Origin of the sequence: Ralstonia sp. OTU4908 (genome assembly GCF_038440115.1) — a bacterium.
In the GTDB taxonomy this organism is placed as follows: domain Bacteria; phylum Pseudomonadota; class Gammaproteobacteria; order Burkholderiales; family Burkholderiaceae; genus Ralstonia; species Ralstonia pickettii.
In genome coordinates, this window is the sequence record NZ_JASATD010000031.1 from 1 (window position 1) to 13,119 (window position 13,119).

At 64.8% G+C, this 13,119-nt stretch carries 14 protein-coding genes; 11 read left to right on the forward strand and 3 right to left on the reverse strand.

The genetic code is table 11. The annotated features are described in order from the left end of the window. Positions 1–11: 11 nt before the first annotated feature. A complete protein-coding gene (locus tag AAHM38_RS20125; protein ID WP_015855960.1) occupies positions 12–224 on the reverse strand; it encodes a heavy-metal-associated domain-containing protein in 213 nt (70 codons plus the stop codon). 142 nt (positions 225–366) lie between these two features. On the opposite strand from AAHM38_RS20125, the gene AAHM38_RS20130 reads away from it, so the two are divergent. The 9 genes from AAHM38_RS20130 (at position 367) to AAHM38_RS20170 (ending at position 10,804) form a co-directional block, all read left to right on the forward strand. Continuing rightward, positions 367–2,592 carry a heavy metal translocating P-type ATPase gene (locus AAHM38_RS20130; protein WP_015855959.1) on the forward strand — a complete coding sequence of 742 codons (2,226 nt, stop codon included), beginning with the start codon at positions 367–369 and terminating at the stop codon, positions 2,590–2,592. After that, a complete protein-coding gene (gene cueR, locus AAHM38_RS20135) occupies positions 2,589–3,056 on the forward strand; it encodes a Cu(I)-responsive transcriptional regulator (RefSeq protein ID WP_015855958.1) in 468 nt (155 codons plus the stop codon). The genes AAHM38_RS20130 and cueR overlap by 4 nt, the downstream gene beginning before the upstream one ends. 75 nt (positions 3,057–3,131) lie before the next feature. Continuing rightward, on the forward strand, positions 3,132–4,001 hold the full coding sequence (locus AAHM38_RS20140) for an alpha/beta hydrolase (RefSeq protein ID WP_015855957.1): 870 nt from the start codon (positions 3,132–3,134) through the stop codon (positions 3,999–4,001). Positions 4,002–4,068: 67 nt separating this feature from the next. Then, complete coding sequence (locus AAHM38_RS20145) at positions 4,069–5,703, forward strand: GMC family oxidoreductase (protein WP_015855956.1); 1,635 nt, start codon at positions 4,069–4,071, stop codon at positions 5,701–5,703. Positions 5,704–5,947: 244 nt separating this feature from the next. Next, entirely contained in the window at positions 5,948–6,718 is a 771-nt protein-coding gene (locus tag AAHM38_RS20150; RefSeq protein ID WP_015855955.1) for an ABC transporter ATP-binding protein, read from the forward strand. A 94-nt stretch (positions 6,719–6,812) separates the two neighbouring features. Next, positions 6,813–7,553 carry an ABC transporter ATP-binding protein gene (locus AAHM38_RS20155; protein WP_015855954.1) on the forward strand — a complete coding sequence of 247 codons (741 nt, stop codon included), beginning with the start codon at positions 6,813–6,815 and terminating at the stop codon, positions 7,551–7,553. Positions 7,554–7,628: 75 nt separating this feature from the next. Beyond that, the gene (locus AAHM38_RS20160) at positions 7,629–8,837 is read left to right on the forward strand and encodes an ABC transporter substrate-binding protein (protein ID WP_015855953.1); all 1,209 of its coding nucleotides are present in this window, start codon (positions 7,629–7,631) and stop codon (positions 8,835–8,837) included. Positions 8,838–8,918: 81 nt separating this feature from the next. After that, on the forward strand, positions 8,919–9,803 hold the full coding sequence (locus AAHM38_RS20165) for a branched-chain amino acid ABC transporter permease (protein WP_009239536.1): 885 nt from the start codon (positions 8,919–8,921) through the stop codon (positions 9,801–9,803). A 14-nt stretch (positions 9,804–9,817) separates the two neighbouring features. Then, positions 9,818–10,804, forward strand: coding sequence for a branched-chain amino acid ABC transporter permease (locus AAHM38_RS20170; protein WP_037028784.1), 987 nt, complete (start codon positions 9,818–9,820; stop codon positions 10,802–10,804). A 246-nt stretch (positions 10,805–11,050) separates the two neighbouring features. Here the strand turns inward: AAHM38_RS20170 and AAHM38_RS20175 are convergent, their stop codons facing one another. Further along, positions 11,051–11,275, reverse strand: a complete 225-nt coding sequence (locus tag AAHM38_RS20175) for a hypothetical protein (protein ID WP_015855952.1) — start codon at positions 11,273–11,275, stop codon at positions 11,051–11,053. 118 nt (positions 11,276–11,393) lie between these two features. Here AAHM38_RS20175 and AAHM38_RS20180 point away from each other — a divergent pair, with 118 nt between their 5' ends. Continuing rightward, entirely contained in the window at positions 11,394–11,831 is a 438-nt protein-coding gene (locus tag AAHM38_RS20180; protein WP_039376123.1) for a hypothetical protein, read from the forward strand. Positions 11,832–11,854: 23 nt separating this feature from the next. Next, entirely contained in the window at positions 11,855–12,613 is a 759-nt protein-coding gene (locus AAHM38_RS20185; protein WP_015855950.1) for a sulfite exporter TauE/SafE family protein, read from the forward strand. Here the strand turns inward: AAHM38_RS20185 and AAHM38_RS20190 are convergent. Beyond that, a complete protein-coding gene (locus AAHM38_RS20190; RefSeq protein ID WP_015855949.1) occupies positions 12,603–12,980 on the reverse strand; it encodes a cupin domain-containing protein in 378 nt (125 codons plus the stop codon). The genes AAHM38_RS20185 and AAHM38_RS20190 overlap by 11 nt on opposite strands. Positions 12,981–13,119: the final 139 nt, after the last annotated feature.

A 13,119-nucleotide genomic window follows, 5' to 3' on the forward strand; every position in this document is an offset into this window, starting at 1 on the left:
CAACGTCCGGCTCAGGCAGAAGACTTGACCGGGTAGCCGGCTTGCTCGATGGCGGCCTTGACGGCATCGGTGCTGGCACCGCTGGTGACGGCCACGGTTTGCTTGTCCAGATCAACCTGCACATTGGCGCCGGCATCGACCTGCTGCACCGCACGGGTGACAGCTGAGACGCAATGGCCACAGCTCATGCCGCTCACGGAAAAGGTCGTGGAAGACGTCGTCATCGTTTGCTCCTGAAAGACGGAAGGGGGATCACGGCAGCAGTATGAACCTTCCCATCATTGGAAGCGCAAGCGTAAAATGGGCTTGACCTTGCCAAGATGGGAAGGTCTAGGCTGATGCCATCTCTTCAGAACGGACGCTTTCATGACTGCAGCCAGCCTTCCCGACGTGCCTTCGACCGATCTCGATATCGGTGGGATGACGTGCGCTGCCTGTGCGGGCCGTGTCGAACGTGCCTTGCGTGCCGTGCCCGGCGTGACCGAAGCGAGCGTGAATCTCGCGACCGAGCGGGCGCGCGTGCAAGGCGGCGCGGCAAGCGATGCGCTGATCGCCGCTGTTACCGCGGCCGGCTATGAGGCCCGCGTCGCTACTGATGAAACCGCCGCTGCGCCCGCTGCTGCCGAACCCGACTTCTGGGAAGGCGCCGGCCCTGTGTGCATTGCCGCCGCACTGTCTGTGCCGCTTGTTTTGCCGATGGTTGCAGGGTGGTTCGGTGGCGACTGGATGTTGCCGGCCTGGGTGCAATGGCTGCTGGCAACGCCTGTGCAGTTCGTTATTGGCGCACGCTTCTACAAGGCCGGCTGGAAGGCGCTCCGTGCGGGTGCCGGCAATATGGATCTGCTGGTCGCGCTCGGCACGTCGGCGGCGTATGGGCTGTCGCTGTGGCTATGGTGGCGTGCCGGGGCGGACGGGATGCACCACGCGCCGCACCTGTACTTCGAAAGCGCCGCCGTGGTCATCACGCTGGTGCGGCTTGGCAAGTGGCTGGAAGTGCGTGCCAAGCGCCAGACCGCCCAGGCCATCCGTGCCCTGCAGGCGCTGCGCCCCGACACCGCTCGCGTGCGCGGTGCCGACGGCACGCTGCGCGATACCCCTGTCGCCCAGGTGCGCGTGGGCGACGTGGTGTCCGTGCGCGCCGGTGAACGCATCCCCGTGGATGCGGTTGTGCTGGAAGGCGCGAGCCACGTCGATGAATCCATGCTGACCGGCGAAAGCCTGCCCGTGCCCAAGCGCGAAGGCGACCACGTGACCGCCGGCGCCATCGCCACCGACGGCGTGCTGCTCGTGCGCACCACGGCCGTCGGCGCCGACACGATGCTCTCGCGCATCATCCGCCTTGTGGAAGACGCGCAGGCTGCCAAGCCGCCGATCCAGCAACTGGTCGACCGCGTCAGCGCCATTTTCGTGCCGGCGGTGCTGGTGGCGGCGGTTCTCACGCTGGCAGGTTGGTTCATTGCCGGTGCGGCGTGGGAGACGGCCATCGTCAACGCTGTTGCCGTGCTGGTAATTGCCTGCCCATGTGCGCTGGGTCTTGCCACGCCGTCCGCCATCATGGCCGGCACGGGTGCGGGCGCGCGGCGCGGCATCCTGATTGCCGACGCGCAGGCGCTGGAACGCGCGCAACAAGTGGATTTCGTCGTCTTCGACAAGACGGGCACGCTCACCGTCGGCCAGCCGCGTGTGACGGCGGTGGAAGCGGCATCCGGCATCGACGCCGACACGCTGCTCGATCAGCTTGCCGCGCTGCAGGCCGAGAACACGCATCCGCTGGCACAGGCCACGCGCGACTATGCCAAGGAGCGGGGTCGCGCTATCACGCCAGCGCAATCGCCGGAAGTGCTGGCCGGACGCGGCACGCGGGGCATCGTGAATGGCGCATCGCTGCAACTTGGCAATGCGCGGTGGATGGATGAACTGGGGCTCGATCGCAGCGCATTGCAGGCACGCGCCGATGCGCTGGAGGCGCAAGGCAACACCGTCTCGTGGCTTGCACAACGTGATGAAGGTGGCGTGCAGTTGCGTGGCCTGATTGCATTTGGCGATGCGCTCAAGCCCGGTGCGAAAGAGGCCGTGGCGGCGCTGCAGGCCCGTGGCGTGCGCACCGCGCTCGTGACGGGCGACAACGCTGGGGCAGCGCACAGCGTGGCGCGGGCACTCGGCATCGATGAAGTGGCTGCGCAAGTGCTGCCGCAAGACAAGGCCGCACGCGTGACGGCGTGGCAGCAGGGCGGCCATGTGGTGGCGATGGTGGGCGATGGCATCAACGATGCGCCTGCGTTGGCGGCGGCCGATGTCGGCATCGCCATGGCCACCGGCACCGATGTGGCGATGCAGGCCGCCGGTATCACGCTCATGCGCGGCGAGCCGCGCCTGGTGAACGATGCGCTGGACTTGTCGCGCCGCACCGTCACCAAGATCCGCCAGAACCTGTTCTGGGCGTTCATCTATAACGTGGTGGGCATTCCGCTGGCGGCATTCGGCTTGCTGAACCCGACGTTTGCCGGCGCGGCGATGGCGTTCTCCAGCGTGAGCGTCGTCACCAATGCGTTGATGCTGCGCCGCTGGCGCGCCACCGGAGACAAGGCATGACGCGCACCGATCTGATCGACAAAGGCCCCGTCAACATTGGCGAGGCCGCAAAGGCCAGTGGCGTGTCGGCCAAGATGATCCGGTACTACGAAAGCATCGGCCTGCTGCCGCCGAGTCCGCGCACCGAAGGCAACTACCGCATGTACGACGCGCGGGCGTTGCATGTGCTGCGCTTTATCCAAAGGTCGCGCTCGCTGGGTTTCGCGCTGGAAGAAATCCGCACGCTGCTTTCGCTATGGAACGACCGCGAACGGGCCAGCGCCGATGTGAAGGCCGTCACCCTGCGCCACGTGGCGGATCTCGACGCGCGCATCAGCGAGCTGCAGACCATGCGCGACACGCTCATGACGCTCGCCAATGCGTGCCACGGCGATGATCGCCCCGATTGCCCGATCCTCCAGAGCGTGGCCGGCGAGGGCGGTGAAGGCGGCCCCGAGTCCGACCTCGACGCCTGCTGCCACTGACGGGCCGCTCTATTGGCGCAGATTGCGACAGGCGGCGTCTATGCCACAATCTGGCAACCCAAGGAGGAGACGCCGATGACGCAAGCCCCCGCACAGGTCACCGCCCATCCAGCGCTGGAAAGCCGCCAGCGCATGAAGGACGGCACTGAACTGCTGGTCCGCACCTGGTTGCCCGCGCCCGACACCGGCGAGCCGCGCGGCACCGTCATCCTGGTTCACGGCATGGCCGAACACAGCGGCCGCTATCCGCATGTGGCCAAGGTGCTCACCGACCTGGGCTTGCGCGTACGTGCCTTCGACCTGCGGGGCCACGGCAAGAGCGGCGGCCCGCGCATGGCGCTCGACGCGCAAGACAACTACCTCACCGATCTCGCCGAAATCGTCGATGCCGCCGTCGCCGAATGGCACGAGATGCCGTTCGTGCTCGGCCACAGCATGGGCGGGTTGATCGTCGCGCGCTTCACCACCGCGCGTATCCGCCCCGTGCGCGGCGTGCTGCTTTCATCGCCCGCGCTGCGCGTGAAATTGCCGCCCGGAACGGGCATCGTGCGGGGGATTCTCTCCGCCATTGCGCCGCGGTTGCCGGTGCCGAATCCCGTTGATCCGGCCAAGCTTTCGCACGATCCGAGCATCGCCGCCGCCTATCGCGCAGACCCGCTGGTGCAGGGCACGATCAGTGCGTCGCTGCTCGAATTCATGCTCAATGCGATCACGCAGGCGCAGCAGGATGCGCCTCGCCTGGAAGCGCCGATGCTGCTGATGGCCGGTGGCGCGGATGCGATTGTCGATCCCTCTGGCAGCCGCGATTTCTATGCGAATGCGCCGGAAGATTTGCGGACCTTGGCGTGGTTCGACAACGGGTATCACGAGATCTTCAACGAAGCCGAACCGCTGCGTAGCGAGGTGTTTGGAAAGATGACGGAGTGGCTGGCTTCGCGGATTTGATTTGAAGTGAATTGGTTGCACCACAAGAACAAGAACCAATAACACCAGGGAAAAGAAGCACGGAGACATGGATACCTACGACTACATCATCATCGGCGCAGGCTCCGCCGGCTGCGTCCTCGCCAACCGGCTGACCCGCGACCCCGACGTTTCCGTCCTGCTGCTCGAAGCGGGCGGCAAGGACGATTACCACTGGATCCACATCCCCGTCGGCTATCTGTATTGCATCGGCAACCCGCGCACCGATTGGCTCTATCGCACGCGCGAAGAGCCCGGGCTGAACGGTCGCTCGCTGGGGTATCCGCGCGGCCGCGTGCTGGGGGGCTGCTCGTCGATCAACGGCATGATCTATATGCGGGGCCAGCGCGAAGACTACGACGGCTGGGCCGCCATCACGGGCGACGATTCATGGAAATGGGATGCGGTGCTGCCGCTCTTCAAGGCCAGCGAAAACCACCACGGCGGTGCCAACGAATGGCACGGCGCCAACGGCGAATGGCGCGTCGAGCCGCAACGCCTGCACTGGCAGGTGCTGGAGACCTTCATCGAGGCGGCCGTGCAGGCGGGCATCCCGCGCACGAGCGACTTCAACCGCGGCGACAACTTTGGCGTCGGCTACTTCGAGGTCAACCAGAAACGCGGCATCCGCTGGAACACGGCCAAGGGCTTTCTGCGCCCGGCATCGCAGCGGCCGAACCTGACCATCGTGACGGGTGCGCAAGTCCGGGCGCTGACGTTTGACGGCAAGCGCTGCACTGGCGTGACGTATCGCGGGGCCGGGCAAGACTACACCGTGGCCGCGCGCGAAGAGGTGATCCTGTCGGCCGGCGCGATCAACTCGCCGCAATTGCTGGAGCTGGCCGGCATTGGTCAGCCGGAACGTCTGCAGGCGCTCGGCATTCCGGTGCGCCAGGCGCTGCCGGGTGTCGGAGAAAACCTGCAAGACCACCTGCAGCTGCGCAGCGTGGTCAAGGTGCACGGCGTGCCCACGCTCAACACGCGCGCCTCGAACTGGTGGGGCAAGGCGCTCATCGGCATGCAATACGCGTTCAACCAGAGCGGGCCGATGAGCATGGCGCCGTCGCAGTTGGGCGTGTTCGCGCGCTCGAACCCGCACGTGTCGCGGCCCGATGTGGAGTATCACGTGCAGCCGCTTTCGCTCGACAAGTTCGGCGATCCGCTGCACGCGTTCAATGCGTTTACCGCGAGTGTGTGCAACCTGCGGCCGACCTCGCGCGGCACGGTGCATGTCACGTCCACCGATCCGTTTGCGGCACCGACCATCGCGCCGAACTACTTGTCGACCGAGGAAGACCGCAAGGTCGCGGCCGATTCGCTGCGCCTCACGCGCCGCATCGTCGCGCAACCGGCCTTGGCGCAATACAAGCCGGAGGAGTACCTGCCCGGCGCCGCGTTCCAGACCGACGAGGAACTCGCCCGCGCAGCCGGAGAAATCGGCACGACCATCTTCCACCCGGTCGGCACGTGCCGCATGGGCCGCGCCGATGACGCAAACGCCGTGGTCGATGCGCAGCTGCGCGTGCGCGGCATCGACGGCCTGCGGGTGGTCGACGCGTCCGTCATGCCGACGATTACGTCGGGCAATACCAACTCGCCGACTATCATGATTGCGGAGAAGGCGAGCGAGATGATTCGTGCCGCGCGCAAGGCCCGCGCGCGCGGTGAGGCCGTGCCAGCCTGACGCCGGTTCCGACGCGATGACACGGGCATGACACACCGCCCGTGTCCACTGGATACGCAATCGGCATTGCCCCCATAGGTAACTCTACGTATCACCCCCATGTGGGGCAGAAAGCTAATACTGGTGCGGGTTTCCGGCGCGTAAGCGGGGTGTAATCGACTCGGTAAAAACCCCGATGTTTTGCAACGCAACAGCCGTTGACAATCATCCGCACCATAAAAAGGGCGGGAGACCAGAGGGAATCATGGCGCAGGACATCATTCTCGAAACGCGCGGACTGACCAAGGGCTTCAAGGGCTTTACCGCCGTGTCCGACGTCAACCTGCGCGTGCAGCGTGGGTCCATCCATGCGCTCATCGGCCCGAACGGTGCCGGCAAGACGACCTGTTTCAACCTGCTGACCAAATTCCTGGTGCCCACGCGCGGCACGATCCTGTTCAACGGCGTCGATATCACGTCGGAGAAGCCGGCACAGATCGCGCGCCGCGGCGTCATCCGCTCGTTCCAGATCTCCGCCGTGTTTCCGCATCTGACGGTGATGGAAAACGTTCGCGTTGGACTGCAGCGGCAGCTCGGCACGGCGTACGCGTTCTGGCGCAGCGAGCAGTCGCTCAACACGCTGAATGCGCGCGCGATGGAGCTGCTCGAACAGGTGGGGCTGACGGAGTTTGCGCACACCGTGACGGTGGAGCTGCCCTACGGCCGCAAGCGCGCGCTGGAGATTGCGACCACGCTGGCGATGGAGCCCGAGCTGATGCTGCTCGACGAGCCCACGCAGGGCATGGGCCACGAAGACGTGGACCGCGTGACGGAGCTGATCAAGCGCGTCGCACAGGGCCGCACGATCCTGATGGTCGAACACAACATGAACGTGGTCTCGTCCATCGCCGACAAGATCACGGTGCTGCAGCGCGGCCAGATCCTGGCCGAAGGCCTGTACGAAGACGTCTCGAAGAACCCGCAGGTGATGGAGGCCTATATGGGCACCGCCGATGCGGCGCTGGAAGGCCATTGAGGCCACTGATCGACGCTGATCGATCACGCGACGCGGCCACACGCCGCGCATCAAACGTAAGCGAACGCTAGACCCGAACACACGAGAACACTGCATGAGCACGCCCGCGCTCCAGATCAAGGACCTGCACGCCTGGTACGGCGAATCGCACATCCTGCATGGTGTCGACCTGACCGTGAACCGCGGCGAGGTGGTCACGCTGCTCGGCCGCAACGGCGCGGGCCGCACCACCACGCTGCGCGCCATCATGGGCCTGGTGGGCACGCGCAAGGGCTCCATCGTCGTGCATGACGCAAGCGGCCAGGGCGTGGAAACGATCGACCTGCCCACGCACAAGATCGCCCACTGCGGCATCGGGTACTGCCCCGAAGAGCGCGGCATCTTCTCGAGCCTGTCGTGCGAAGAGAACCTGATGCTGCCGCCGGTGCTGAAGGGCCAGGTGGCCAAGACCGGCAATGCCGGTATGAGCATCGACGAGATCTACGAGATGTTCCCCAACCTGGCCGAGCGCCGCCAAAGCCAGGGCACGCGCCTGTCGGGCGGCGAGCAGCAGATGCTGGCGGTCGGGCGCATCCTGCGCACCGGCGCGAACTTGTTGCTGCTCGACGAGATTTCCGAAGGATTGGCGCCGGTGATCGTGCAGGCGCTGGCCCGCATGATCCTGATGCTCAAGAAGCGCGGCTACACGGTGGTGATGGTGGAGCAGAACTTCCGCTTTGCCGCGCCGCTGGCAGACCGGTTTTATGTGATGGAACACGGCCGTATCGTCGAGCGTTTCGAGGCGGCGCAGTTGCAGGACAAGATGCCGGTGCTGCACGAGCTGCTCGGCGTTTAAGAGGTTTTTCCGATCGACTTGCAAGACCCATGCGCCAGCGTGATCCGCGGCGCGCACGACACAGGAGACAGGACCATGACACTCAAGAAGCTGGCTGGTGCATTGATGGCGATAGGGCTGGGGGCGGCCGCATTCGGCGCGCATGCGCAGGTGAGCGGCGACAAGGTGAAGATCGGCTACATCACGGATCTTTCGGGGCTGTATGCCGACATCGACGGGCAGGGCGGTGTCGAGGCGGTGAAGATGGCGATCGAGGATGCGGGCGGCAAGGTGCTCGGCAAGCCGATCGAACTCGTGACGGCGGACCACCAGAACAAGGCCGACATTGCCGCATCGAAGGCGCGTGAATGGATGGACCAGCAAGGCCTGGACATGCTGCTGGGCGGCACGAACTCTGCCACGGGCCTGGCCATGAACAAGGTGGCTTCCGAGAAGAAGCGCGTGTTCATCGACATCGGTGCCGGCACGGCGCGCCTGACCAACGAAGAGTGCACGCCGTACACGATCCACTATGCGTACGACACCGTGGCACTGGCCAAGGGCACGGGCAGCGCGGTGGTCAAGCAGGGCGGCAAGTCGTGGTTCTTCCTGACCGCCGATTACGCGTTCGGTCACTCGCTGGAGAACGACACCACGGCTGTGGTGAAGGCCAACGGCGGCACGGTGGTCGGTTCGGTCAAGCACCCGCTGTCGGCATCGGACTTCTCGTCGTACCTGCTGCAGGCGCAGTCGTCCAAGGCACAGATCCTGGGCCTGGCCAACGCTGGCGGCGACACGATCAACTCGATCAAGGCAGCCAAGGAATTCGGCATCACCAAGACGATGAAGATCGCAGGCCTGCTGATGTTCATCAACGACGTGCACAGCCTGGGTCTGCAGACGGCCGAAGGCCTGCTGATGACCGACAGCTGGTACTGGGACATGAACGACGCGTCGCGCAAGTTCGCCAACCGCTACTTCATGAAGATGAAGAAGATGCCGAGCAGCCTGCAGGCAGCGGATTACTCGGCGGTGTCGAACTACATCAAGGCCGTGGCCGCTGCTGGCACGGATGATCCGGACAAGGTCATCGCCCAGCTCAAGAAGACCAAGATCGACGACTTCTACACGAAGGGCTATATCCGCCAGGACGGCCGTGCCATCCACGACATGTACCTGCTGCAGGTAAAGACGCCGGCCGAATCGAAGAAGCCGTGGGATTACCTGAAGGTTGTCGCGACGATCCCGGGCGAGCAGGCTTTCACCACGCCCGCCGAGTCGAAGTGCTCGCTGATGAAGAAGTAAGAGCGTAGGCAATCCGGCGCCGCCGTCCGTGTGGGGGGGCGGCGCCATCAACGTTGTGTTGGTGTTCTTCCCCTGACCGCGATGGAAATCTTCGGCGTTCCGCTACCGGCCATGCTCAGCCAGCTGCTGCTGGGTCTGGTCAACGGTTCCTTCTATGCGATGTTGAGCCTGGGCCTTGCGGTCATCTTCGGGCTGCTCAACGTCATCAATTTTGCGCACGGCGCGCTGTTCATGCTGGGCGCGGTGCTCACGTGGATGGGCTTCTCGTACCTTGGCGTGCCGTACTGGGCGATGCTGGTGCTCTCGCCTCTGGTGATCGGCCTGCTGGGCGTGGTGATCGAACGCACGCTGCTGCGGTTCATCTACAAGCTCGATCACCTCTATGGCCTGCTGCTTACGCTGGGCGTGACGCTCGTCATCGAAGGCGTGTTCCGCGCCATCTACGGTGTGTCGGGCTTGCCATATGACACGCCCCAGCTGCTGCAGGGTGCCACCGACCTCGGCTTCATGATGCTGCCCAACTATCGCGCGTGGGTGGTGGTGGCGTCGCTGGCGGTGTGCTTCGCCACGTGGTTCATGATCGAGAAGACGAAGCTGGGCGCGTACCTGCGCGCCGGCACCGAGAACCCCAAGCTGGTCGAAGCCTTTGGCGTGAACGTGCCGCTGATGGTCACGCTCACCTACGGCTTTGGCGTGGCGCTGGCGGCATTTGCCGGTGTGCTGGCGGCGCCGGTCATCCAGATCTCGCCGCTGATGGGGCAGAGCATGATCATCACCGTGTTTGCGGTGGTGGTGATCGGCGGCATGGGGTCGATTCTCGGTTCGATCGTCACCGGGCTGGGCTTGGGCGTGATCGAGGGGCTGACCAAGGTGTTTTATCCACAGGCGTCGGCGACCGTGGTGTTCGTGATCATGGTGCTGGTGCTGCTGGTGCGTCCGGCGGGCCTGTTCGGTAAAGAGAAATGAGCGGCGCGGCCAACATGACCAACTCTTCCTCCCTCAAATATGTTCTGTACGGCCTGCTGCTGGTGGCGCTGATTGCCGCGCCGCTGGTGGGCGCGTATCCGGTGTTCGTCGCCAAGCTGCTGTGCTTTGCGCTGTTTGCCTCCGCCTTCAACCTGCTGCTGGGCTACACGGGGCTGCTGTCGTTCGGGCATGCGGCCTTCTTTGGCGGCGCGGGCTACGTGGCCGGCTACATGATGCGCGATCTGCACGTCACGCCGGAGCTTGGCCTGCTGGCCGGCACCGCAGCCGGCGCGTTCATCGGTTTGATCGTGGGCTTGCTCGCCATCCGCCGTCAGGGCATCTACTTTGCGATGATCACGCTGGCGCTGGCGCAGATGCTGTACTTCTTCTGCCTGCAAGTGCCGTTCACGGGCGGTGAAGACGGCCTGCAAGGCGTGCCGCGCGGCAAGCTGTTCGGCGTGATCGACCTCTCTTCGGACCTGACGCTGTACTACGTGGTGCTGGTTATCGTGGTGGCGGCGTTCCTGCTGATCGTGCGCACGATCCACTCGCCGTTCGGGCAGATCCTCAAGGCCATCAAGGAGAACGAGCCGCGCGCCACGTCCCTCGGCTACGACACCGATCGTTTCAAGCTGCTGGCCTTCGTGCTGTCGGCGGCGCTCACGGGCCTCGCCGGTTCGCTCAAGACGCTGGTGCTCGGCTTCGAGACGCTCACCGACGTGCACTGGTCGATGTCCGGCTCGGTCATCCTGATGACGCTGGTAGGCGGCCTGGGTATCCTGTCTGGCCCGCTGCTGGGTGCGGCGCTCGTGATCGCGCTGGAAAACAAGCTCGGCGACATCGGCAGCTTCCTGGCTGGCGCCACCGGCATCGACGGCTTCAATATCCTTGGCGAATCGGTCACCACGGTCACGGGCGCGATCTTCGTAATCTGTGTACTGACGTTCCGGCGCGGCATCATGGGCGAAATTGCGGCGCGCGTACCGTGGTTGCGACGTTGACGCCACAATGCGCGAAGATGCCGGTAAATTTCACCCGAACGGCTGCACTTGGTGCCTCATGCACCGTAAGGGTTTGCTCTAGTTGCTGCATTGCGGTGCATCTTTTACAGTCTCGTTACGGTTTTCGCACGAGATAAATGAGGCGGGAGCGAGGAGACGACAGCACACACCGCATGTACGGTGGAGATGCAAAATAGATAAAGGCCCTGCCAGGCGATCCCCGGCAGGGCCTTTTAGTTTGTGCGTTTAGCCAGTGGCGCTCGCCGCCAAGAGCGCCCGGCCGCGGGCGCTGACCGTCACCAGATGCGATCCGGGCGCGCAGTCCACCAGCCCATCAATGCACGCATCTTCCCAGATCGACAGCCGCGGGCATGACGTCCGCCAGGTTTCCAGCACTTCTGCATAAGGCCTGGGCCGTTCGGCCAGCGACTGCAGCAATTGCAGGGTGAGGGCGCGCGCCGGATCGGTCATGGCGGGCTCCGTGGTGTGCCGCATCCATTCTGGTTCGCGCCGATTCACAAGAGAAATGCATTCGTTGTCGACGCCTATGCGTGTGCTGCATGACAATGGCGCTTCGCCAGAACTGTCCATGACCTTCTCCACTCGCCTTGCCACGCCTGAAGACCGGCCGCGCCTGCTGGCCGCCGTCGCGTCGACCGCCTCGCCGCTGCAGCTTGCGCATGCCGTCGATACGCTGCTCGCTCATCCGAGCGTGCACCCGTGCTTTCTCGTGGAAAAAGGGGAGATGTTGGCCGGTGTGGCACCGATCACGCTCGTGCCGCATCTGGCCCTGGGCGGTTTGGTGGCGTGGTTGCCCGTCGGCGTGATGGTGCTTTCCGGTGACACGGCCACGCGCGATGCGGCCCTGGCGGCCGTCAATGAGTACGCCAGGGCACATGGCATACTCCACGTCCTGTTGCCGCCCGCGGCGCTGTCGGCTGAAGACGCCGCAGCGCTCGGCTTTGCGCCCGACGCATCGGGCTGCTGGCGGCGTAGCGCGCGCCCGTCGCCCAAGGCGCTGGGCTAATCCTTCCTGTTTCGTTTCTCCTGATGGAATTCGCTTTGCTCGCCGTGGCCGGTTTTCTGGCCGGCCTGATCGATGCTGTTGCTGGTGGCGGCGGCCTGGTGCAGATTCCCGCGCTCTTCTCGGCGTATCCCAACATCGTCCCCGCCACGCTGATCGGCACAAACAAGGTCGCGTCGATGTCGGGCACCGCGACGGCGGCGGTGCGCTACGGCCGCACGGTGCGCATTTATTGGGGCGCCACAGCGCCGGCTGTGGTCACGGCGTTTATGTTTTCGCTGCTGGGCGCATGGGCGCTCACGCACATTCCGGCCGAACCGCTGCGCCGTGCGCTGCCGTTCGTGCTGGCGGTGCTGCTCGTCTACACGGTGGCCAAGAAGAACCTGGGCGCCGACCATGCTCCGAGCCTCAAGGGCTGGCGCGAGCGCGCCGCGGCATTGCTGGCCGGCGCGGCCATTGGCTTCTACGACGGCGTGTTTGGCCCGGGCACGGGCAGCTTTCTGATGATCGTGTTCGTGCGCGTGTTCGGATACGACTTCCTGCACGCGTCGGCGTCCACCAAGATCGTGAATCTGGCGACCAACGTGGCAGCGCTGTTGCTGCTGGCCGCCAAGGGGCACGTGTGGTGGCAGCTCGGCCTGGTGATGGCGGTGGCCAACGTGGCCGGCAATCAGGTCGGCAGCCACCTCGCGCTGCGGCACGGCAGCCGCTTCGTGCGCAAGGTGTTCATCGTGGTGGTGTTGGCGCTGATTTTGAAGACGGCTTACGACGCGTTCATCCGTTGAGTTGCTTCTCGAGCGCCACGCTGCGCTCGGTGATGACGTCGCCCGTGTGCTGCGTCGTCACGGTTTCGATCAGCATGATTCCGCATTCCTCGTCGGCCACCGGAAAGTGACGCACGCCGCGCGGCACGACGCAGAATTCGCCGGGGCCGAGGTGCACATCGGCGCGGTCTTTGAAGGCGATTTTCAGGTGGCCGTAGACCACGAAGAACAGTTCGTCTTCATTCGGGTGGTCATGCCAGACGAACTCGCCCTTGAGCTTGGCGACCTTGATGTATTGGTCGTTGACCTGGCCGACGACGCGCGGCGACCAATAGTCCGTGACCTGTTCCAGCGCCTGGGTGACCTGTACGGCGTGTCCTGCGAGCATGATGCGCTCCGATGGGGGGAAGGCACCGAAGATAAGGCCACGCGCCGCGCATGCCCAACCAAACTTTCTAATCGGGCAGATCACGCGGGCTAATGCGCGGCGCGTTGTCATGGTGGTGCCGCATGGGCGGGCTAGGCTG

Excerpts from the sequence above, each read along its gene's own strand:
- AAHM38_RS20125 (WP_015855960.1), bottom strand. The coding sequence starts at position 224 with ATGACGACGTCTTCCACGACCTTTTCCGTGAGCGGCATGAGCTGTGGC.
- AAHM38_RS20130 (WP_015855959.1), top strand. The coding sequence starts at position 367 with ATGACTGCAGCCAGCCTTCCCGACGTGCCTTCGACCGATCTCGATATC.
- cueR (WP_015855958.1), top strand. The coding sequence starts at position 2,589 with ATGACGCGCACCGATCTGATCGACAAAGGCCCCGTCAACATTGGCGAG.
- AAHM38_RS20140 (WP_015855957.1), top strand. The coding sequence starts at position 3,132 with ATGACGCAAGCCCCCGCACAGGTCACCGCCCATCCAGCGCTGGAAAGC.
- AAHM38_RS20145 (WP_015855956.1), top strand. The coding sequence starts at position 4,069 with ATGGATACCTACGACTACATCATCATCGGCGCAGGCTCCGCCGGCTGC.
- AAHM38_RS20150 (WP_015855955.1), top strand. The coding sequence starts at position 5,948 with ATGGCGCAGGACATCATTCTCGAAACGCGCGGACTGACCAAGGGCTTC.
- AAHM38_RS20155 (WP_015855954.1), top strand. The coding sequence starts at position 6,813 with ATGAGCACGCCCGCGCTCCAGATCAAGGACCTGCACGCCTGGTACGGC.
- AAHM38_RS20160 (WP_015855953.1), top strand. The coding sequence starts at position 7,629 with ATGACACTCAAGAAGCTGGCTGGTGCATTGATGGCGATAGGGCTGGGG.
- AAHM38_RS20165 (WP_009239536.1), top strand. The coding sequence starts at position 8,919 with ATGGAAATCTTCGGCGTTCCGCTACCGGCCATGCTCAGCCAGCTGCTG.
- AAHM38_RS20170 (WP_037028784.1), top strand. The coding sequence starts at position 9,818 with ATGACCAACTCTTCCTCCCTCAAATATGTTCTGTACGGCCTGCTGCTG.
- AAHM38_RS20175 (WP_015855952.1), bottom strand. The coding sequence starts at position 11,275 with ATGACCGATCCGGCGCGCGCCCTCACCCTGCAATTGCTGCAGTCGCTG.
- AAHM38_RS20180 (WP_039376123.1), top strand. The coding sequence starts at position 11,394 with ATGACCTTCTCCACTCGCCTTGCCACGCCTGAAGACCGGCCGCGCCTG.
- AAHM38_RS20185 (WP_015855950.1), top strand. The coding sequence starts at position 11,855 with ATGGAATTCGCTTTGCTCGCCGTGGCCGGTTTTCTGGCCGGCCTGATC.
- AAHM38_RS20190 (WP_015855949.1), bottom strand. The coding sequence starts at position 12,980 with ATGCTCGCAGGACACGCCGTACAGGTCACCCAGGCGCTGGAACAGGTC.